Origin of the sequence: Candidatus Devosia phytovorans (genome assembly GCA_029202405.1) — a bacterium.
Lineage (GTDB): Bacteria > Pseudomonadota > Alphaproteobacteria > Rhizobiales > Devosiaceae > Devosia > Devosia phytovorans.
Genome location: CP119312.1, coordinates 4,203,722 through 4,223,408 on the forward strand (window position 1 = coordinate 4,203,722; position 19,687 = coordinate 4,223,408).

Genomic DNA, 19,687 nt, shown 5'->3' on the forward strand with positions numbered 1-19,687 from the left:
CCGGCCGCCTGATGATCGGCACGTCAACCGTGCACAAAGTCTTCCTCGGAACGGTGCAGATCTGGGCGAATGAAGTCGTCAACGTCCTCGGCAATCGCGCCAATGTTCTGCTGCGGTCGCTGTTCACGGCCGAGCAGTGGGGCGATCAAAATCTGAAAAAGCGGGTGGTGGTGCCTGTCGGCGGCGAGATCGGCGCCACCGTTCGCGACTTCGCCATTGCGATTGCAGAGATCGGCACCGCCCAGGCAGACTCGTGGGGCAGCGATCTCACCTTGGAAGTGCGCGGGACGGTCTCGGGTATGGGCGGCGCCCCAAACTCTGGCACTGGTGGCAATGTCATCTGGGGCAACTTGCTCGGTCGGCTTGGTCAAAAACTCAAAGTTATCCTAACCGGCCTTTTGCGGTCAGGCGGCGGGGGCGGCGGCCGAGCAGGAAATGGCGGTGCAGGCCAATACCCTTACACGCTTACTGAAAGCCGATCTTATCAGAACAATTACAACGGCTTTTTTGACGGAAGTTGGAGTAGTTCGAGAGAAAGCTGGTCCTCGCCATGGTCTGTCAGATGGGACGGCGCCACCGTTGCGACCAGCGGTAATAGCAACATCGGTTCTAGCCCCCCTTCGGTCGCGGTCGGAGCTTACACTTACATACGGGGTGGTCACGCGAACGGGAGTGGCGTCAGCAAACAGTATCATGTCTCCCGCACCTCGACCCAGCAGCAAGCTACCCAAGGTGGCATTGCTCCGGATCCCGGCAGAGGGCAAGGCTATGACGGCGATGCAACATTGGGCGGCGCTGCGGTCGGCGGCGACACGAACGCTGGCGTTTCTGGCAAGAGTGGTGATGGTGGAGGCTGGGGCCTGCCGGGTCAGGCCGGCGCCAACGGCACCAACGGCAATGTCAGTGCCGGCCTCGCCGGCGCGACGGCGGGGCTCGCAGGCTTCTACCTGCGCGACATCGCAAACATGGAATTCACAAACGACAACGGCACGGCCCTCGGCCGCGTAGCTTAAGGAAAGATCATGCCTGATCAGAACGAACCGACGCCAGAAGAGCTGGCGGCGGCGGATCTGCTTGCCCGCGTCAAGCAGCGCACGCGTGACGCCATCATTTCCCATATGAATGGCATCGGCGCCAACATCATCGCCCAATATCCGATGATCGAGGAAAAGAGCTGGCCGATCCAAAACCCGGAATCGGCGGCCGTCATCGCGCTCGGCCGCGATGCGGTGCTGGCGATGAGCGAGCCCCAGCTGCGCGGAGTCGCAAACTTCCTGGTCGATGTCTGTGTCGCTCATTACGGGCCGGCCGAAGCCGACGCCAATTTGGCCGCGCAGCTCTGGGCCAAGGCCTCGGCCGTGCGCGCCAACGCCGTGCCTTGGGCGTCAATGACCGCCTACGTCAACGGCCTGCGCGCCCGGATGGACGATCGCATTGCCGCCGCCACGACGCCGGCAGAAGTGCTCTCGATCGAGAGCGAAATCCACGCCGAGCTTGGCGCTTTCCGCAATGAGCATGGGGTGTAGCGATTGAGCAGCTTCACCGATCCACTTGTGATCACACCCGGGGAAAAGGGGCGCTACCGATTGGAGCGCCCCTTTTCTTTTGACATCGGGCTCAAGGGCTCTGGCCTGCTCGTCACGGTGCCTGCCGGCTATGTAACCGATCTCGCGTCGGTGCCGCGCTGGCTCTGGTGGTTCCTGCCGCCCTTCGAGCCGCAGTACGCGGCTGCAGCCGTCTTGCATGACTATCTGCTGACCTGGTCGGGCTTTGACCGGCTCACCGCTCACACAACCTTTCTCGACGCCTTGAAGATCCTCTGCGTCGAGCGCTGGAAGGCGACAGCCATGTTCCTGGCTGTCGTCATTTACGACAGCGCGCGGCGCTGATTTCTCAACCATCAATGTAGGAGATGCCCCGATGACCACTCCGGTTTTCGGCATGACTTTTTCGCGCCCCGAGAGTGAGCCGGTTCCGGTTCTGGGCGCCGACTTCTCGAAAATGCTGCTGCTCGAAACGTCCGCTGACGCCGATGCGGCCGCATTTCCGATCGGCACGCCCGTTCGCATTTCGACGAGCGATGGGGCCATGGTTGCCAAGCTCGGCACTGGTTTGCTCGCTGATGCCGTGCGCGGCATCAATTCGCAGCTGACCGGCCTCAATGCCGGCGCTGACGTGACGATCTATCGCGTGGCCGAGGGCGCCAATGCGGCTCAAACCGCTGCGAACATTGCTGCCGAGCTTTCGCCGACCAATATCGCTGCGATCCCCTCGGCAGTGAACGCCACGCCACGCCTGGTCTGGGCGGGTCGCACGGCGTACCGGGCAGATCTCGATACGGTAAATCCGGTGGTGGCCGCGCTGCCTACTGCATGCGAGCGCCTGCTGGCAATCAACGTGACTGACGTTGATGACACCGACACCGCAAAAGCGATCGATGCTCGCGAGACTATGAACAGCGAGCGTCTGATGCCGCTCGGCATTGCCGCCCGCGTTTATGAGGGTGCCAACCTGGTCACGCGGGCAATGGGGCCACGCATCCTTGGCCTGATCGCGCGTATCGACAATGCGCATGAGGGCAAGCCCTTCCAGCCCTTCGCTAACCGCCCGATCTATGGGCTAGCGGGGCTTTCGCGCAAGCTGCCCTTCTCCCTGCTCGACGGCTCCACGGCGGGCCAGCAGTTGCTGGAGTCGGAAGTGGCGATCGTCGTCGAAGGCGAAACCGGCGTCGACGGTGCCGTGGCTGATGGCGGCTATGTGTTTATCGGCACCGACAACACTACGACCGGCGAACTGTGGAAGCAGATCCACCAGGTGCGCGGCGCTGACTATATCACCGTCAAGATCATGCAGATCACGCGTGAATTCCTCGGCAAGCGCATCTCGCCCGATCTTACCGAGACGTGGATCAACTCGATCAAGTTCATGGTGCGCGAGCACGTCATTGCGGAAGATATTCTCGGCGGCAATGTGGAGTTCCTCGCGGCAAAGAACAGCCCTGAGCAGATCCGCAACGGTCATCTCAAGGTCAATCTCGGCATTGAGCCGGTGCCGGCCTTCAAGGTCGCGCATCACGAAGTGGCTCGCTACCGCCCGGCGCTTGATGACCTGGTGAACAAGATCATCGCCCGCACCACTGTTACGGCCGAGTAAGCGCCGCTCACATATCGACCCGGTCGGCGTGGTGCCGGCCGGGCGCTTGCTCAATATCATGAGGATCAAATGCAGCCGCTCTATCAGCTGACTGCCGTCGACGTGCGCCGGGCTCTCGAAACCGGCACTTCGCGCGCGACCAATATCACCAAGCTTGCCATGCCCGGTCTTAAGTTCGCCGGAGCCGAGCACAATCCCGGCGGCGGCGTTCTGGCCGTCAACTTCGCCCAGCCGCGGCTTGAGGCGCTTGAGCCGAAGTTCGAGACTAAGGGCCTCGATCTCGACGTGTTCCGTGGGCTTGGCACTTCGGGCAAGTGGATCTTCGCCGGCGCCTATCGCGAAAAGAGGCCTGGCGGCGGCAAGACGGTTGGCGCGCGCGCGGTAATCGAAGGCGCGATCACCAGCTGGGAGCCGGACGAAAGCGACCCGGCGGAACTGCAGGGCTGCAATCACCTGTTCACCGAAGTTACGCACTACGAGCTGGTGCTGGACGGCCGTGAGCTGTTCTACATCGACTTCCACGAAAACGTGCTGCGCGTCGACGGCGTCGACCTGTTCGAAGCCGATCGCCGGGCGTTGGGGATCTAAGTCATGGACACTGTTACCACCTCGACGGCCGAAGCGCCGAAGGATCCGATGATCGTTGTTCTGGCGCATCCGATCACCGTCAATGGCCTTACCTATACCCAGCTCAATCTGCGCCGCATGAAGGGCCGTGACGCCCTGCTGGGGGAAGGCGAGCAGAGCGAAGTGATGGCGGGCTACAAGCTGTTCGCTGCGCTCGCCCAAGTTGATGTTGATGTCGTGCTCGATCTCGACATGGAAGATCTCACCGAACTTGGCGTGGCGATCGCTCCGCTGATGGGAAAGCGGGGAGCGGCGATGCTGGCGAAGCTGACGGCGCCGCCGTCCAATGGCGAGACATCATCGTCGCCGTAGCACGGCATTCCAACACCTCGATCGACCTGGTCGAGGAATGGGAGATCGACAAGCTGGTGAGCTATTCGAAGACGCTGTCGCGGCAGCTCGCCAAAGAGCGACCGAAGCGGAAATGAGAAAGGGGGTGTCGGTTTGACCGACACCCCCTCAATGCGGCCTCGTCGGTGCCCGCAGAGCACAATAGCGCCAAGGCGATTCATCCCGCAGTTCCCTCCTTCAATCCAAGCCCTCCTGTTGGTTCATCGCCGATAGCGGGCAGTCTATGGAAAGCCTATCATGGCCGTCCTCATCTCGAAACTGATTGTCGCTCTGGTCGATCAGGCGACAGCACCTGCGCGCGTCCTGAGCGGTACGTTCAAGGATTTGCAGGCGTCGGCAAAGTCCAACGCCATGCAGATGGACCAGATGCGCGGCCGCATGGTCGATGCCGCCGGCGCCGCGTGGGCGCTGGGCAAAGCTCTCGCCAATCCGATCCAGAAAGCGATCGAGTTCGAAAGCGCCATGGCAGATGTGGCCAAGGTGTCTGGTTTCTCAGACGTCGGGCTTGACGACTTCGGCAACCAGCTGCGCGCGCTGTCGACCAGCGAGATCCCTATGGCAGTGACCGAGCTGGCGGCACTAGCAGAGAATGCTGCGGCATCTGGCATTCAGGATTCGGAGCTGCTCGACTTCACCCGCATGGCGGCAAAGGCGGCCTTGGCTTGGGGCGTGTCTGGCGGACAGGCCGGCGAGGATCTTGCGAAGATCCGCGAGGCGCTGCGCCTGACTACGGCCGAGACGATGACCTATGCCGACGCGATCAACTATCTGTCGGACAACACTGCCTCGACAGCTCCGGATCTCACGCAGTTTTCCCGAATGGTGGCGGCGCAAGGCGAGTTCTACGGCTTCACAAAAGAGCAAACTCTCGCATTCGGCTCGGCCATGATCAGCGCCGGCGCCGAAGTCGAGGTCGCGAGCACCTCGTTCCGCAACATGGGCAAGGCCCTGACGATCGGGGGTCGTGCGACCACAACGCAGCGTAACGCCTTCAAAAAGCTCGGCCTGGACGCCAACAAAGTCGCCAAGGCTATGCAGGAAGATGCGGTCGGCACGACCATGGAGGTCATCAAGCGCCTCGGGCAGCTTCCGGCAGAAATGCAGGCATCGACCATGGGTGCCCTCTTTGGCGATGAAGCCCGTGCCCTCGCGCCACTACTCGGCAATGTCGAGTTGCTGGAAAGAACGCTTGGCTTGGTCAATGACGAAACGGCCTATGCCGGCAGCGTCTCGGAGGAATTCGCCCGTCGCGCGCAAACCACCGAGTTCGCCATGCAACGTCTGAAAAATCAGGTGGATGGGGTGGCGATCGCGATCGGCAATGCGTTGCTGCCCGCCATCAATGGTGTCGCTGCCGCGATCGGCCCGATGATCATTGGGCTGGCTGACTTTGTGGCGGCCAATCCGGAAATTGTGCAAGCCGTTGTGGCACTGATCGGCGGCATCGTCGGACTGCGCGTTGCCACCCTTGCTACCCGCTGGGCATGGCTTTTCATGCGCGGCACCATTCTGGACACGGCCGTGATCATGGGCCGAGGCGCGGCTGGCATTCTCGGGCTGATCAATCCGCTCAACTTGGTCAAGAATGCCGTCAACGCCCTGCGCTTCGCCTTCATGGTGTCGGGCATCGGCCTCATCCTCGTGGCGATCGCAGCGGCCGGCACATGGATCTACAACAATTGGAGTGGCTTGACGGCATTCTTCGAAGGCTTTGGCAATGCCTTTATGAAGGCGATCGAGCCGCTGGTGCCTGTCCTGCAGCCGGTGATCGATGCCGGTAAGGCCATGCTCGATTGGGTCACTGGCCTGCTCGGGCCGGTCGATGCTAGCGCGGAAGATTGGACGGCATGGGGTGAGGCAGTTGGCACGGCCGTAGGCGAGAGCGTTCTAGCCGTGGTCAATAAGGGCAAGGAGATCATCGCCTGGTTTGGTGCGCTGCCGGGCGAGATTGGCAAGGCATTGACGGGCATGGCGGCGGTCGGCGGCCAGATCATCCAAGGCATTTGGGACGGAGCGGTCCTGAAGTTCCAGGAGATGCTTACCTGGTTCTCGTCATGGCCGGGAGAGATCCTGAAATCGATCGGTCAGATCGACATCACCAAAGCCTTTGTCGGCGGACCAATTACCGAGCCGACAATGGGTCACGGCGGTCAGATGCTCTATCCGGTTGGACAGGTGCCGGGTGTCGACGGTGCTCGCGCAGCCGGCGGCTCCATCGTCGGTGGCAAGACCTATCTTGTCGGTGAGTATGGTCCCGAGCTGATTACGCCCGGCCGCAGCGGCTATGTCCACGACGCTGGTAGCACGGCCGGCATGCTCGGTGCCGGCGGCGCTGGCGGACTGTCTCTGAGCTTCGGTGACATCATCGTTCCCGGCGGCTCGGATCCCAAGGCTACTGCAGAAGCTGTTCTGCAGATGATCAAGCAACAGGTCGCCGATGCCTTGAGCGGCATCTACGCAGACACCGAATTCGCGGGGTAAATCATGCTCTACCAGGTCGGACCTTTGCCGATCGACACCACGCCATTCTCGGCCACAACGTTCGGCCGCACTGTTGGCGTGGATCTCGCGACGAAAGCGATCATGGGGCGACGGCAACCCCATGAGATGATGGGTGAGGCTGAGGAAAATATCAGCCTCACCGGCCAGCTGCTGCCAACCAAGCTCGGCGGACTGACAGAGCTTGCGCTGGCCGAGAGCCTCGCGACATCAGGAACAATCGTGCCAGTTATGCGCGGCGATGGCCGGATGCTTGGCTGGTACGTGATCCAAAAGGTCAGCGAGCAGCATGTTGACCTGACGCGCTATGGCGTCGGGTTTGTCATCCGCTACACGCTGGACCTTGTGCGCGAAGATATCGACGCCGCTGCCGGCGGTGCGCAGTTCGGCGGCCTGGTCGGCATGCTCGTAAACCTGTTCGAGGAACTCTGATGATCACTGTCACCGTCAAGCGCGGCCGCACGTCGATCGACCTGCTGCTTTGGCAACAGCATGGCATTGCTGGTTCCGCGCTACTTGAGCGAACGCTGGCAGAAAATCCCGGCCTTGCCGGATTGGGGCCAGAGCTGCCGATCGGCACGGTCGTAAAGCTGCTTGAGGCGCCGCCACCCCGCCGGGGCCAAACCCTTAAAGTAATCGACCTGTTCGGGGAAAGCTGATGGCTTGGTCTGTAGATTGGCGCGTCATCCTCGGCGGACAGGATCTGACGGCCGCCTGGCAGAAAGTGCTGATCGATATTTCGATCAACGATAAAGCCGGTGAAGCGTCCGACACCTGCGACCTGACCATTGACGACAGCCTTGGTCAGGCTCGCCTGCCATCAGAGCGGATGCCGTTGCTCGTGATGTTGCAGGGTGCCAAAGCGTTCTCGGGCTTCGTCGAAAAGCCGCTCTCAACTGGATCTCGGAGCGCCGGCCGCCTGCTCAAAATCAAGGCCAAGGGCTTTGATAGCGGCGGCAAGGCGAAAGAGCCGCAGAGCTTCCACGTGGATGATGCGGATCTCGGCACATATCTGGAACGCCTTGCTGGCAATGCTGGCTTGTCGATCACCGTCGACCCCGCCTTTGCCAGTTTGGGCAAGGGCTATTGGGCTGCAGACGGCGAGAGCCTAATTGCTGCAGGCGAGCGAATAGCACGCAAGCTCGGCGGCACCTTCAAGATCCGCGGCGATAAGGCGATCATCGCAAAGCGGGGTACGGGCCAGGCTCCCAATGGCTCAGCTATGCCGCAAGTCACGGCCGAGTGGGGCAAAAACCTTGAAAGCTGGTCGATAACGCCGCGAGATCCTCGGGCGCAATTCACCGCTGGTCAGGCGCGCTGGTTTGATCGAGCCAGCGCCGCCTACAAGACTACCGATCTCGACTTCGAAAACGCAGAGGTCGAGGCCCTCAATGTTATCCGCTCGATTTCAGTCGATGAGGGAGAGGCCCGGGCCATGCTCGATGCCCGCAAGCGCGACGGAGAGCGCGACGCGGGCAGCGGCACCGTGGATCTAGATCTGACGGTCGGTGCGGTCGTCGAGGGGATTTGCTTGGTGAAGGGCACGCGGCCCGGAGTTGACGGTCGCTATGTGATCGAGGGCGTCAAGCATGGCGCTAGCCGCGGCGGCGGATCAAAGACCACGCTGGATCTCAAACAACCAGGTGGCGGGGCTGGAAAGGACGGCCGAAAGGCGGGCGACGCGACAGGAACCGAGTTATCATTAGGGAAGCATGCTACGTTGGGATGAGGGCCTCGTGGTTCAAATGTCGCCGAGAATCCCGATAACCTTAAGACGGGCGATTAGGTTCACCTCATCGTCTGACGTTGGCGGCTTTAGACAGCTCACCCACGTCACGATGGAAAACGGCGAGCGCCCTCTCTTGCCCGTGGCGCTGAAATCCAGGCGTTTATCTTCGAAGTTGTAACGCCACCAAACGACTTTGAAATCCATGCATCCACCTGCCGACGCAATTCAGTTGTCTATCTTTCGCAGATGCTCCGAACTTTGTGAGTTTCCTCTAAAGGAGCCATAAATTGCGCAAGTAAGCGCCATGTATAACGCCCTGGCACCGCGGGGAGCGAGTGCCAGGGCGTTATGCGTATGGTTTGGAGAACGCACACGCTGACGCTCAATGAGGATGAGCAATTAAGGTTGCTGCGGAAGTGTCCCTATATATCGGATTGCCAGCCAGACGATAAGAATACCAAGAGACAGCAGAACCATTTGACCTGCCCAAATCGCAAATTTAGACGGCCGGTTATTCTTGGCTGTGTTTTTCATCTCCGAGTAACGAGCTGTCTTATTCCGGGTTGCACCTGCACACCGGCAATTAACCCACAACGCCGGGAATAAAATTTCTTTTGGCGTGAAAGGAGAATATCCATGAACGCTCCACCGGTGGGCGGGCGTCCTGTTGTCGACTTCTCTGTCGCCATGGAAGTCGCTGGCCACGAAGCTCTGATCCGCCAAACCTACAGAGACAGCGTCGGCGTCCTGACCTGGTGCGTAGGCATGACCAATGCCACTGGTCATACTGTTGAACGCTACATCGCAAAGCCCGCTAGCCTGCAGCACTGCATGAACATCTATGCGTGGGCGCTAGGCAACTACGCCGCCGGCGTCTATCGGGCATTCAAGGGTCACAACCTGACCAAGGCTCAGTTCGCGGCCGCTCTTTCCTTCCACTGGAATACTGGGGCGATCGAGAAAGCGTCCTGGGTCAAGCTCTGGAAGGCTGGCGACATCGAGGGCTCGCGGAAGGCGATCATGAATTGGGTGACGCCCAAGGAGATCATCGGCCGGCGCGAGAAAGAGCGCGATCTTTTCTTTGCTGGCAAATGGTCGAACGATGGTCGAATGACCGAATACACCCGGCTCACAGCCAAGATGACGCCAGTCTGGTCCAGCGCCAAGAAGATCGACGTCTCCGCCGAGCTGCGCGCCGCATTCGGTCAGCCCGTGCCGGTCGAGATCGATATTCCCATGCAGTCTGACGCTCCGGTCCAAGTCCCGACGCTCAGCCCTGTTAAAATCGGTTCCGACGAAATCCGCCGGCGTCTCAAATCTATCCGCGCCGAACTCGACGCGCTCGAAGCCGCGCTCTAAGCGCAAAACCACCTCACATCATTGGAAAACACCATGCGAACGATCATTCGGGCGGCGATTGCTGCTGCCTTCTTTATCGCCCTCTGGCCCGTCGCGGCCTTCGCCCAGGCCGCTTATGCCGATCCGGTCATCCTCACCGAGCAGACCTTCACCCAGCAGCTGATTACGGCTGTTCTCCCGGCGTTGGGGCTCGTTATCACCGCCGTGCTCACCTGGGCGGCCAATCAACTGCGTAAGCGCACTGGCATTGACATTGAGGCCCGGCATCGCGAGGCCCTCCAGTCGGCGCTGATGAATGGCATCCTGTTCGCCCTACAGCGTGCAGGGTGGACTGCTGGCCAGCCAACTGACCCGCTGCTGAATGCCGCCCGGGGCTATGTCGAGCACTCGGTTCCTGATGCCTTGGCAAAGTTTGGGATCGACACCGCGACGGCCACCGGCCGCGCCATGCTCGATCGGCTGCTCACGCCGCATCTGCCCTTGCCCGCGGGCACTGTCATGCCGAACGGCGACAAGCTTGTCGGTCGCGCCAGCTGACCTTCCTTCCAATAGAGGCTTCGACCAGTGACCCAAGAAACCATGTCGGATTCCGAGCGCCAGATAATGGCTCGCTTGGCCGAGGCCCTAAACCAGGAGAAGCCCAATGAAGTCGTTGTCTTCACCCGTGATGAAGCGGAGGTGTTGAAGGAATGGGCAAAGTTCATGATGGCGTGGAAGACCCTGGGCCGATGGGGAGCCAGCCTGCGCCAGGTTATCCTGTTCTTTGGTGGGGCGTTGGCTTTCTTGGCCGCGCTCCGGCTTGGGCTTCTGGACTGGCTGGGCATCCACGGAGTGCCAAAATGAGGCGCACCATCATTTCTGCCGTCATCGGCGCTGGCCTGGCTTTCGGCACGATCACCGGGCTCGACGCCTACGCCAACCTGCAGGCGGCTGCGGCCTTTGGCGAGCTACAAAAGGATGCACCCAGTGATTGGCTCCAATTGGATGATCTCCAGGCCCGCGGCGCCGTGTTCCCCGAGCAGCCGACCATCCGCTTTGTCGCCACGCCATCGCGCGATCTCTTGATCCGCATGGCAATCTCTCCGCGCAATGCTGACACAGGCAATGTGCTTTGCAGCGGGGGCGGGCGGACAGTGCTCTACGAGCGCGGCGTCCCCATCACTTTTGATGAGACAGTGTCGCAATTGACCGGGCTCGATTCCTGCGACTGGCCCCTCGGTCGATATCGTGTCCGCATGACGTTTCTGATGACCGAACCCAAGACCCAGATCGCCAAATCCCTCTTGATCGAGACTGAAGATTTGGAGGTCGTCGCGCCACCGTGACCCTGCGGGCAAAAAGAATGGGAGCTACATTTCTGCAACTCCCAGTGGCAACTGCGCTGTCGAACCACAGCTGCTTTGTGTCCGTCGCGTCAACGGACCGGGAGAGAATGTCCGAGGGTGGCGATTGTTCCCATCCAACTTGAGGATCTACCGGATGCTTCCACTGTCCTGTGCATTATAGCGAGTTGACGAAGTTCATTATTTTCCCCGTTGTGGACGATCTGCCAGAACTGGAGTGGTCTTACCCTTGGCGACGGTTTCCAATGCCTCCCGATCAGACGCGAGCCTGTCTGCTCCATGCAGCTCCAATATTCGCCTAGCAACCTCAACAGGGATGCCATGACGTCGTGAGAAGGTGAAAAGTTCGTACGGTTGACCCGTCTGTTTATCTGTCGAGTTTTTCATGCCCTAGATTACGAGGCGGCCGGAGAGAAGTTTCGCTTACCTGCCATGCTGTTTTGCATGGAACTTCAACACGCTTAGCATCGACACCTTTTGAAGGATCGAAGCCTTTATCCGTGCGTTCTAGGTTCCATTCGAAATCGCTTTGGAGCTGGGAATGTCCGACGACTACACGCCATACGCCCTCGTTGCCGACGACGATGCGCTCATCCGCATGGACGCGGCCGATATCCTAGCAGATGCAGGATTTCGAGTGCACGAGGCAGGCAATGTCGAGGAAGCCAAGGCCATTCTTGAGCGATCTCACGAATCTATCCAACTGCTGTTCACTGACGTCCAAATGCCTCCCGGGGAACTTGACGGCTTCGATCTGGCGCGGAAGTGCCACGAGAGCTGGCCACATATCTCCATCCTCGTCGCCTCCGGCCAGATCAGGCCCGATGATGGTGACCTTCCTCCTGGCGCTGTTTTCGTCAGCAAGCCATTCTCATCTCAGGTTGTCATTGATCGACTGACGGAAATCCTGCCTGATCATGTAAAGCCGGAGCCGCTGAAGCGTGCCGTCCGCAGCTAAGTTGGTTTTGCATACCCCGGATGGCCGCTACATCGTCGTAGACGGCCAACTTTGGCGCGCAAGCAATCCGAGCCTACCCGAGAGCGAACGAAAGCGTTTGGTCGATGAGTTAATGGACGCGCGTCGGCGTATGCAGTCTGAAACCGGCGATAAGCGCTCAGCCATTCGCAAGGAGGTTGACGCAGCCAAGCGTGCCCTGGGCGAGCGTGGCCCGGTGTGGTGGGACGACGGCGCTCCGGATCACAACCGGCGTCAGGTGCAGAACACCCCATACGCCGACTGGTACCTATCCGTTACACGGGCTGAGGATCATTTGCCTGCATGAACGCAATCTGGGTAGACAGTTTGAACCGGATTCCTTCCGGCAGGTAGTCGACCTTTGCGTGGCCAGACACCGATGCCGACAACGCTCGCTCGATCATTCGAGAACCGAAGCCGGTGCGCGTGGGCGCCGTCACGGAAGGTCCGCCGGTTTCAAGCCAAATTAGCTCGAACCGATCGCCATCGATCGACCACTCGATCCGGACGCGACCAGTCTCGCCGGATAGCGCGCCATACTTGACGGCATTGGTCGCCAGTTCATGAAGCGCCATCGTCAACGCGCTGCTGGCGCGATGAGAGATTTCGAGGTCCGGTCCGAAATGATGGATACGGCGATCGCTGTTGAAAGGCGAGACCGCGCGCTCGACCGTTTGTCGAAGGCCGGCGACGTCCCAATCCTTACCGGTGAGCACGTCGTGGGCGCCACCGAGTGCTTCAATACGCTGAGCGACTATGTCCTGCATGCCAGACGCCGGCGTTTCAGTTCGGAGAGACTGGCGTACAATCGACTGCACAGTTGCAAGGATATTCTTGATGCGATGGCTCATCTCGCGGTTCATCAGCTCGCGGTAGGCTTCCGCCTCGCGACGCTCGGTGATGTCGATGGACACGCCGCTCATCAGGAGCGGACGGCGGTCGTCGTCGAACCGGGTTTCGGCACGAACTTCGATCCAGTGGATGGACCCGTCAGGCCAGACAGCGCGGTACTCGACATGAAGGTCACCATTACCCGCTGCAGCGTCCGCAACCTTCTCGGCCCAGTAACTGTGATCATCTGGGTGGATCGAGTTTTCGAGATCCTCGTAGGAGAATGTATCGGCAGGCATCCGCCCGAAGTTGGCTTTACAGATTGCTGAAGCGACCAGGCGGCGGGAAGGAACATCGAGCGTCCACGTGCCCAGGCCGCCGGCTTTAAGCGTGAAGTTGAGACGCTGCTCGCTGGCGGTGAGGTCGGCGATCCGCTGTTGCATGCCTTCTTCTAATGCGTCGCGATCGGGCGCGTAGCCCGCAGTACGTTCGCGGGTGACATCGAGCTGGGAGGCGAAGAAATAGGTCAGATCGCCTTCGTCGAACACCGGTGAAACCAGCAAGCGGTTCCAGAAAAGCGTGCCGTCCTTGCGGTAATTAAGCAGATCAATTTCGATCGGGACCAGATCCTTAATAGCCTGACGGATGCGGTCCACGTCTTCGATGTTGGTGCCCGGGCCCTGCAAGAAGCGACAATTGCGACCGAGCGTCTCGTCTCGGGTATATCCCGTCAGCCGCAAGAATGCGTCGTTGACGAACACGATGGGGTTGTCCGACTGCCTCGGATCTGTGATCAGCATGGGCATGCGGGTGGCCCGCATCGCGGCTGCGAAAGGATCGGAACCAGGCTTGCCGCGATGGATCTCGCGGTCGATACGGCGTTCTTCGGACGAGTTGCTCATAGCGCCTTATAGTAGGTCTCTTCGACGAGCGAACTAGCCAAAGTTGGTGTATGTTCACATTTTGTTCAGAAGAGTTACCTAGGCCGATAAAGCTTCGGTCAAAAGCGTTTTGGCGAATGGTTTCGCCAGGAAGCGCGTGTCGACAGGCAACTGGCCAGGGGATGGCTTCCGGCCTGCGGAGACGACGATAATCTTGAGGTGTGGCCAAACGTGCTTGGCATGGTTGGCAAGGACGATGCCACTGCGCGTGCCTGGCATGTTGATGTCAGTGATCAAACCAGAGAAAGCGTCGCCGGAAAGGTTTAATATCGACAGCGCCTCCCCGACATTGGCAGCTTCCCAGCTCTCGTAGCCATGTTCCTTCAGGATATCGGCCAGATCCATGCGGATAATCGGCTCGTCGTCGACGATAAGGAAACCACGGCTAGGAGTGTGATTGGTCATGCGCAGAGAATGCTCGCTCCCTCGTCAGGTTCCACTGCCTAGCGAGCGATGATCGAATTTACGCAGGCTAAGAGGTTGGTGGCGCGGACGATAGGCGAGTGCCAAAGGGCGCGTCTCCGCGCTCAACAAATGGCGCTAATCGCCTAGATTGTCCCGGCCAAGTCGGCGCTCGGCCGGGACCGCAGTCTTCCCCAAGACTGCGATATCGACACTCATTCGCCCAAAGCAGCTTGTACTAGGACAGTGTCCGTGTGCTGAACGAAACGAGCGAGTTTTCCATCCTCGACAGTCCATACGTGCACAAATGGCGCTTTGAAACTCCGGCCTGTCGCCTTGTAACGACCTTGATAGACACCTATCGCCACGACGGTGTTTCCTTCCGCGACCAGATTTTCGGGAACAGCGGTGTATCCATCCCACTCGGTGGCCAGCCTTCCGAAAACTCCGGCGACGACGGCGTCATGCCCTTCGTATGTTCCGGCGTAAGGATAGCCCTCCGCCTCTGTCCACTGGACGCCGGGCGACATCGTCCCAAGAACTGCTCCGAGGTCGCCAGCGGCGAAGCCCTCGTACAGCCTCTTAACCAACGCCTTGTTGTCTTCGATCTCACTCAACTCAAATCCTCCCGAATAGTGCAGCCGATCGCGATAAATCGGCTGGCCCATGCCTAAACGAAAAGATTCCGGATTTTTTGACAGGGTTTGCTATCTTGTCGCTAGTCATTGGGGAACGGCATGGATCCTAGAATCGCGAAAGCTCAGCTCCTGGTTGAGCAGCAGCACATGGACGAATTGAGCTCGAGAGGGTTGGCTGCCGAAGTCGGGATGTCAGAGTTCCACTTCAACAGGCTTTTTAAGTCAGAAACCGGCACCACGGCCGCCGCCTATATCCGCACCCATCGGCTACGCCTGGCGGCGGTACGTTTGGAATGGATGACCGAAAGTCTTGACGACATCGCGATGCAAGCTGGCTACGGTAGCCTATCTGCCTTCTCCCGAGCCTTCAAAGCCCATTACGGCACTTCGCCTTTGGCTTATCGGAGGGGGGACGACTTGGACCGCCGCCGGTATGCAAAGGGTTGGAAAGTGTCTGACGACGACGGCCGGGCTGTACGGATTGTCGAGATGAAAAGTCGGCCCTTCGTCAGGCGACGTTATCTCGGGCCCTACTCGATGTTCTCTTCGCACTGGGAAAACTTCGTGGATTTGGCGGGCTCAAGATTCGTCAGTCCTGCGACTTCGTGGGTCGGGTTCATCTACGACAGTCCGTCTAACGCCGAGGCCGATCAGATAAGATATGATTGCGGCATACTGTTCCCCCCATCCACTCCGACATTGATCCTAAACTCGGAGGAGGTGGAGGCCGGCCTAATGGTCGGATATACCCGCGCTGGGACCTATGCAGTGATGGAGCACACAGGAAGCTACGCTCGGATCGGAGAAACCTATTCGCAGTTAATGGATCACTGGATCGGATCTCAGGATAGATACACCTTTACCGACGACCCCGCGTTGGAAGTCTACAACAACCCACTTGCGCATATCGACGACCCGCATTCGCTGCGGATAGAAATCCATGCCCCGGTTTCGACTGCTTTATTTCACAGTCAATCTTCATGAAGCTGCAGGTCACGGCAAAAATCCTGTGATTTAATCAGCTGTTTGGGGGCTCTCGGACGACTGCAGCAACGGCTTCTAGCCTACCTCTGTTTCGCTGGAGGTTAGGGTTGGCGGCCGAAAACCTTCGCGTAACAAATCCTAGAATTCACACAATCTGCGGCTGGTGCCTCAAGGCTGCTGAAGGTCTCAATAGGGGCCGGGAGCGGACTGGCAGCTTTTGGCCGTTGGTGGGCAGAAGCTGACATCGGATTTGTCTGGGGGTGTAAGTTTCGCCCATACGGAGTTGCTGTTGTTCCAGCCGCGGAGGAATCAAAGAGCGCTTTTGATGAAAACAACAAAGTTGTGCTCTAACAACCAATGTTTTGCATTGAGTCTCAATCTGAATTGATTGAGCGAAAAGTTACCAACAGTCGGTCCGACGTCGAATCGTTCGCTTTTTCGGGGGGATGGTGGCTTCAGGGACGCCTATTTGCCGGCTTTGGGGGGCGGTCCGCCCAGGTCAACCGGCCGGCGAAGCCCTCCATGTTTCTGGATCCAGCCGTAGGGCTGCCTCTAACGGTGGCCTGACCGTGAATATCTTGGGCTTCTGGGCGAACAGATGAACCCGATAGAGGTGCCAGTGATCTGATCGTTCCTGCGCAACCGCAAGCTCATTCCGCGTCATAAAGAACGGCGTCTGCGCGGCGCCGTTGGTAGTCTTGACCTCGATCAGGCGCTCGCGGCCCTGGTGGTCAAAGGACCTGATGTCAAAGCCGGCGCCGTCACCGTCCTCCATTGCCACCCACCTTACTTTGCCGGCGAGATCCGCGCGATCTTGCGTAATGAGTCGCCGGCGCTCTATCTCGACGACGAACTCTTCACCGGCACGGCCGAGCTGTCGGTTTCGGAAATCTCGTTCGACCGGGTCGAACTTGCGTATCAGTCGCTCGAGACTAGCGCGCCTAGGTCGGCCTGTGCCGGTCGGCATTGTGGTGAAAATGTCGTCGGGTATGGCGGCGAAGGGCGGTGAGGCGACCGGCTGGTTTTCCACGAACTCGCGATGACCGGTCAGATAGCGGTCCACGGCCTGGAAGAGAGCATCTTGATAGTTGGGCGCCGGTTTGTAGCCCCATATCCACGGCAGACCCAATTCCTGCAGGACGGCAGAAATGTTGCGGTGCTTGAACTCAACCGACGCGGCAGATCGCCCCGTCATCTGCATCAGGGCTACGCGATGATGTGACTTAACATAGGGCCGCTGGGCCAACTCGTCGCCCAGCATGGCGAAATAGTCGGCGATGATGGCGTCGAGCTCGATCGCGCTCCAATCTTCACCCTGTCTGGTTTGCTCGGCCATGGTACCCCCATGGCCAGGATGCCTGAGTTCGCACCTGGCTGGAAGCCATTGCTTGGACAGCGAAATCTGTTGGGGATTTGGGTCTGCAGTCGATAAAAGTTAGGCGGCTATAAACGGCCGTCCTTGATGTGGCTGCCTCCCATCCTGGAGGCCCTGAATGCCAAGACAACGCTCCCTTACGCCCCGCATGATTTCCGATTTCTGCCGCGTGCGCCTAACCGGCCCAATGCAAACAGATGGGGTTGAAAGGATCTCTGCATACCTTACCGGTCTTCTCGAGTTGATGGCATTTCCGCCATATCGCGGGAAGTGGATCGACTGGGCACAGGTAGCGGCATCCACCGGTCTGGAAGCGGCGACGCTGGTGGAAAACCGCCAGCAACTCCAACCCGTCTTCGATGCGCTATCGCGTGCCGTGGCCATGCAAGAGGGCGATGATCCAGTTCGTCCCCCGAAGATTTCAAAGCCGGCGACGGTTACGAAGCCTGCGGCTTTGCCGGCTGCTACTGCAGGGCGTGCGCGACGAGGACCGAGACCGAAAGCCATCGTAGAATTCCCCGAGCCCATCACCATTGACTGGGTCGACGCCGATGACTTCGGCACCGCCCTGGTCATGCACATGAGACGACACGGCGATAGTGTTCGGCATCTCTATCTGGCACTGGCATCTCGGGGGGAGGCGCAGGATCAACGGACGCTGATGAAGTGGTGCACCGGCCAACTATTGCCGCGCACGGTCCGCAGCCTGGTCGTCCTCAACAACATAGAGCGCCGATATCGGCTGCCGATGGGGTATTTCCGCGCAAAACTGCCGCATCAGGCAAGGGCAATAAGGGGCGTCACATTCTCCGGCTTGCCAGCGGCAGAGCGCCGGCGAATGGCTTGGCATCTGCCCGAAGATTTCCCTACACGTCCAAAGGCCGAACAGGAGGAAATCATCGAGTGGGTCCGAACGGTCGTTATCTCCGGGTCGACTGACTACCGGCGGTTCCAGGCCGCGGCCATGAAGCAGCGTTATGCCGTCCGCTTTACCGCGTTCCAAGGATCCACCAGGCGGCCCGCATTGCCGCAGGTGGAGGATGAGGTCAGCGATCTGGATCTCGAACTGCAATCCGCAGTCACCGACGCCCCAGTCGCTCTAGACGTCGAGATGAACGACCTACTGCGGTTCAAGACTGCGACGCTGACGGCCTTCGGTTTCCAACGCAATGGCGTCTGGAATGATGAAACCGCATCGCAGAAGGTGGAGCATCTGGGCCTGATGTTCGGCGCGTTGGCGTCCGATCCCCGCAGCACAGTCAAAGGTGCAGGTGTGCCGCCCGATAGCTTGTGCTTCGCTATGCTGATCTTCCCGGCGGTTTGGGACTGGTACCTCCAATGGCGTGAACGCCGCCGCGGCTTCTATACAAAGTGGGAGGTGGACATGCTGAGCGTGGTCTTGAGCATGGCCCGTGCGGAAACCGGATGGATCCGCCAGAACCCCAGCCTGGCCGACCGTTTGAGAACTATCCCAGGCATGATCAGTCAGGCCGAGATCGATCGTGTACGGAAGGACTGGGATGGTTCCTGCGACGCCTTCTACAAGCATGCTAGGCATCGCATCCGCGAGATTCAACGTGTTGCTCGCATCCACCGCGATCCCTTCGAGCCTATCCTGCCGGTGCTTGAGGCGGATAGTCCGGTTGGCGAATACCGCAAAATCACCGAGGAGATCGTGCGCCTCATTCCGGACGAAGCTCGATACCCACGAGCTGCAGCCGAGGCCGTGAGATCTTTTCTGCTGATCCGTCTGGGCATGCATACGGGTCTGCGCCAACGTAATCTGCGCGAGCTGTTGGTTTGTCCGCGTGGTCGGATGCCGACATCGGAAAGGCACCTCGAGGATAAGAAACGCGGCGAGTTGAGGTGGAGCGATCGTGACGGTGGATGGGAAGTTTTGATCCCTTCCGTGGCATTTAAAAACTCGACCTCGTCCTTCTTCGGGTCGAAACCGTTCCGGTTAGTGCTGCCGGATCTGGCTGGCCTATATGATGCGATCGACGCTTACATTGACCGCCACCGCGCACGGCTCATCGCCGATGCAAAAGATCCGGGCACCTTTTTCGTCAAATCGGTAAAGCGCACCAGCGCGGACGCGGCCTACAACCAGAACACCTTCTACGAAGCGTGGCGGCTAACCATTCAGAGGTATGGCATCTACAATCCGTACACTGGTCGCGGTGCCATCGAAGGGTTGCTGCCGCATGGCCCGCACAACGTTCGAGACGTGCTCGCCACGCATATTCTCAAGCAGACCGGATCCTATGAGCAGGCGAGCTACGCCATTCAGGACACGCCCGCCATGGTGCAACAGCACTACGGTCGGTTCCTCCCCCAGGACAAGGCTGCGATCGCGGCTAAAATTCTCAATCGGGTGTGGGAGGCCGCCTAACCTACACGCCCATACCAATCATAAGTGGTTCTGAGGCTGGCTCGCTCTCTGGCCAGCAATAGCCGGCGGCGAAGAGGGCGGTGAGTT

23 protein-coding genes are annotated in these 19,687 nt (G+C 59.6%); 18 read left to right on the forward strand and 5 right to left on the reverse strand.

The genetic code is table 11. From position 1 onward, the window contains the following. Positions 1–11: 11 nt before the first annotated feature. From P0Y65_20730 to P0Y65_20775, 10 genes are all read left to right on the forward strand, one after another. Positions 12–1,013 (forward strand): hypothetical protein, encoded by a 1,002-nt coding sequence (locus P0Y65_20730; protein WEK04568.1) that lies wholly within the window; start codon positions 12–14, stop codon positions 1,011–1,013. A 9-nt stretch (positions 1,014–1,022) separates the two neighbouring features. Continuing rightward, positions 1,023–1,526: a hypothetical protein gene (locus P0Y65_20735; GenBank protein ID WEK04569.1), complete on the forward strand. Its 504-nt coding sequence runs from the start codon at positions 1,023–1,025 to the stop codon at positions 1,524–1,526. Between the two features lie 3 nt (positions 1,527–1,529). Beyond that, on the forward strand, positions 1,530–1,889 hold the full coding sequence (locus P0Y65_20740) for a DUF1353 domain-containing protein (protein ID WEK04570.1): 360 nt from the start codon (positions 1,530–1,532) through the stop codon (positions 1,887–1,889). 31 nt (positions 1,890–1,920) lie between these two features. After that, entirely contained in the window at positions 1,921–3,153 is a 1,233-nt protein-coding gene (locus P0Y65_20745) for a phage tail protein (protein WEK04571.1), read from the forward strand. A 69-nt stretch (positions 3,154–3,222) separates the two neighbouring features. After that, the gene (locus P0Y65_20750) at positions 3,223–3,741 is read left to right on the forward strand and encodes a phage major tail tube protein (protein ID WEK04572.1); all 519 of its coding nucleotides are present in this window, start codon (positions 3,223–3,225) and stop codon (positions 3,739–3,741) included. Between the two features lie 3 nt (positions 3,742–3,744). Continuing rightward, positions 3,745–4,092: a phage tail assembly protein gene (locus tag P0Y65_20755; protein ID WEK04573.1), complete on the forward strand. Its 348-nt coding sequence runs from the start codon at positions 3,745–3,747 to the stop codon at positions 4,090–4,092. A gap of 276 nt (positions 4,093–4,368) precedes the next feature. Next, a complete protein-coding gene (locus P0Y65_20760) occupies positions 4,369–6,612 on the forward strand; it encodes a phage tail tape measure protein (protein WEK04574.1) in 2,244 nt (747 codons plus the stop codon). Between the two features lie 3 nt (positions 6,613–6,615). After that, on the forward strand, positions 6,616–7,062 hold the full coding sequence (locus P0Y65_20765) for a phage tail protein (GenBank protein ID WEK04575.1): 447 nt from the start codon (positions 6,616–6,618) through the stop codon (positions 7,060–7,062). Next, positions 7,062–7,289 (forward strand): tail protein X, encoded by a 228-nt coding sequence (locus tag P0Y65_20770; GenBank protein ID WEK04576.1) that lies wholly within the window; start codon positions 7,062–7,064, stop codon positions 7,287–7,289. The genes P0Y65_20765 and P0Y65_20770 overlap by 1 nt, the downstream gene beginning before the upstream one ends. Then, positions 7,289–8,359, forward strand: a complete 1,071-nt coding sequence (locus P0Y65_20775; protein ID WEK04577.1) for a late control D family protein — start codon at positions 7,289–7,291, stop codon at positions 8,357–8,359. Before P0Y65_20770 ends, P0Y65_20775 begins: the two co-directional genes overlap by 1 nt. A gap of 12 nt (positions 8,360–8,371) precedes the next feature. Here the strand turns inward: P0Y65_20775 and P0Y65_20780 are convergent, their stop codons facing one another. Continuing rightward, positions 8,372–8,563: a hypothetical protein gene (locus P0Y65_20780; GenBank protein ID WEK04578.1), complete on the reverse strand. Its 192-nt coding sequence runs from the start codon at positions 8,561–8,563 to the stop codon at positions 8,372–8,374. Positions 8,564–8,995: 432 nt separating this feature from the next. Between P0Y65_20780 and P0Y65_20785 the strand changes: the two genes are divergently transcribed. The 6 genes from P0Y65_20785 to P0Y65_20810 all read left to right on the forward strand — a co-directional run bounded on the left by P0Y65_20785 (position 8,996) and on the right by P0Y65_20810 (position 12,344). Further along, entirely contained in the window at positions 8,996–9,718 is a 723-nt protein-coding gene (locus P0Y65_20785) for a hypothetical protein (GenBank protein ID WEK04579.1), read from the forward strand. A 33-nt stretch (positions 9,719–9,751) separates the two neighbouring features. Next, entirely contained in the window at positions 9,752–10,255 is a 504-nt protein-coding gene (locus P0Y65_20790; protein WEK04580.1) for a hypothetical protein, read from the forward strand. Between the two features lie 27 nt (positions 10,256–10,282). Next, the gene (locus tag P0Y65_20795; GenBank protein WEK04581.1) at positions 10,283–10,561 is read left to right on the forward strand and encodes a hypothetical protein; all 279 of its coding nucleotides are present in this window, start codon (positions 10,283–10,285) and stop codon (positions 10,559–10,561) included. Next, positions 10,558–11,043, forward strand: a complete 486-nt coding sequence (locus tag P0Y65_20800) for a hypothetical protein (GenBank protein WEK04582.1) — start codon at positions 10,558–10,560, stop codon at positions 11,041–11,043. Before P0Y65_20795 ends, P0Y65_20800 begins: the two co-directional genes overlap by 4 nt. 559 nt (positions 11,044–11,602) lie before the next feature. Continuing rightward, a complete protein-coding gene (locus P0Y65_20805) occupies positions 11,603–12,019 on the forward strand; it encodes a response regulator (GenBank protein ID WEK04583.1) in 417 nt (138 codons plus the stop codon). Beyond that, positions 12,003–12,344, forward strand: coding sequence for a hypothetical protein (locus tag P0Y65_20810; protein WEK04584.1), 342 nt, complete (start codon positions 12,003–12,005; stop codon positions 12,342–12,344). Before P0Y65_20805 ends, P0Y65_20810 begins: the two co-directional genes overlap by 17 nt. Here the strand turns inward: P0Y65_20810 and P0Y65_20815 are convergent. The 3 genes from P0Y65_20815 to P0Y65_20825 form a co-directional block, all read right to left on the reverse strand. After that, complete coding sequence (locus P0Y65_20815; GenBank protein ID WEK04585.1) at positions 12,313–13,770, reverse strand: PAS domain-containing protein; 1,458 nt, start codon at positions 13,768–13,770, stop codon at positions 12,313–12,315. The genes P0Y65_20810 and P0Y65_20815 overlap by 32 nt on opposite strands. Positions 13,771–13,848: 78 nt before the next feature. Further along, a complete protein-coding gene (locus tag P0Y65_20820; protein ID WEK04586.1) occupies positions 13,849–14,214 on the reverse strand; it encodes a response regulator in 366 nt (121 codons plus the stop codon). 212 nt (positions 14,215–14,426) lie between these two features. Continuing rightward, positions 14,427–14,828 carry a nuclear transport factor 2 family protein gene (locus tag P0Y65_20825; protein ID WEK04587.1) on the reverse strand — a complete coding sequence of 134 codons (402 nt, stop codon included), beginning with the start codon at positions 14,826–14,828 and terminating at the stop codon, positions 14,427–14,429. Positions 14,829–14,948: 120 nt separating this feature from the next. Between P0Y65_20825 and P0Y65_20830 the strand changes: the two genes are divergently transcribed. After that, a complete protein-coding gene (locus P0Y65_20830; GenBank protein WEK04588.1) occupies positions 14,949–15,833 on the forward strand; it encodes an AraC family transcriptional regulator in 885 nt (294 codons plus the stop codon). Positions 15,834–16,332: 499 nt separating this feature from the next. Here P0Y65_20830 and P0Y65_20835 read toward each other — a convergent pair whose 3' ends face one another. Continuing rightward, positions 16,333–17,169: a DUF3883 domain-containing protein gene (locus P0Y65_20835; protein ID WEK04589.1), complete on the reverse strand. Its 837-nt coding sequence runs from the start codon at positions 17,167–17,169 to the stop codon at positions 16,333–16,335. Positions 17,170–17,326: 157 nt separating this feature from the next. On the opposite strand from P0Y65_20835, the gene P0Y65_20840 reads away from it, so the two are divergent. Further along, positions 17,327–19,600: a hypothetical protein gene (locus tag P0Y65_20840; protein ID WEK04590.1), complete on the forward strand. Its 2,274-nt coding sequence runs from the start codon at positions 17,327–17,329 to the stop codon at positions 19,598–19,600. Positions 19,601–19,687 lie beyond the last annotated feature (87 nt).

Coding starts and splice junctions, on each gene's coding strand:
- P0Y65_20730 (WEK04568.1), top strand. CDS start 12: ATGATCGGCACGTCAACCGTGCACAAAGTCTTCCTCGGAACGGTGCAG.
- P0Y65_20735 (WEK04569.1), top strand. CDS start 1,023: ATGCCTGATCAGAACGAACCGACGCCAGAAGAGCTGGCGGCGGCGGAT.
- P0Y65_20745 (WEK04571.1), top strand. CDS start 1,921: ATGACCACTCCGGTTTTCGGCATGACTTTTTCGCGCCCCGAGAGTGAG.
- P0Y65_20750 (WEK04572.1), top strand. CDS start 3,223: ATGCAGCCGCTCTATCAGCTGACTGCCGTCGACGTGCGCCGGGCTCTC.
- P0Y65_20755 (WEK04573.1), top strand. CDS start 3,745: ATGGACACTGTTACCACCTCGACGGCCGAAGCGCCGAAGGATCCGATG.
- P0Y65_20760 (WEK04574.1), top strand. CDS start 4,369: ATGGCCGTCCTCATCTCGAAACTGATTGTCGCTCTGGTCGATCAGGCG.
- P0Y65_20765 (WEK04575.1), top strand. CDS start 6,616: ATGCTCTACCAGGTCGGACCTTTGCCGATCGACACCACGCCATTCTCG.
- P0Y65_20770 (WEK04576.1), top strand. CDS start 7,062: ATGATCACTGTCACCGTCAAGCGCGGCCGCACGTCGATCGACCTGCTG.
- P0Y65_20775 (WEK04577.1), top strand. CDS start 7,289: ATGGCTTGGTCTGTAGATTGGCGCGTCATCCTCGGCGGACAGGATCTG.
- P0Y65_20780 (WEK04578.1), bottom strand. CDS start 8,563: ATGGATTTCAAAGTCGTTTGGTGGCGTTACAACTTCGAAGATAAACGC.
- P0Y65_20785 (WEK04579.1), top strand. CDS start 8,996: ATGAACGCTCCACCGGTGGGCGGGCGTCCTGTTGTCGACTTCTCTGTC.
- P0Y65_20790 (WEK04580.1), top strand. CDS start 9,752: ATGCGAACGATCATTCGGGCGGCGATTGCTGCTGCCTTCTTTATCGCC.
- P0Y65_20800 (WEK04582.1), top strand. CDS start 10,558: ATGAGGCGCACCATCATTTCTGCCGTCATCGGCGCTGGCCTGGCTTTC.
- P0Y65_20805 (WEK04583.1), top strand. CDS start 11,603: ATGTCCGACGACTACACGCCATACGCCCTCGTTGCCGACGACGATGCG.
- P0Y65_20815 (WEK04585.1), bottom strand. CDS start 13,770: ATGAGCAACTCGTCCGAAGAACGCCGTATCGACCGCGAGATCCATCGC.
- P0Y65_20820 (WEK04586.1), bottom strand. CDS start 14,214: ATGACCAATCACACTCCTAGCCGTGGTTTCCTTATCGTCGACGACGAG.
- P0Y65_20830 (WEK04588.1), top strand. CDS start 14,949: ATGGATCCTAGAATCGCGAAAGCTCAGCTCCTGGTTGAGCAGCAGCAC.
- P0Y65_20835 (WEK04589.1), bottom strand. CDS start 17,169: ATGGCCGAGCAAACCAGACAGGGTGAAGATTGGAGCGCGATCGAGCTC.
- P0Y65_20840 (WEK04590.1), top strand. CDS start 17,327: ATGCCAAGACAACGCTCCCTTACGCCCCGCATGATTTCCGATTTCTGC.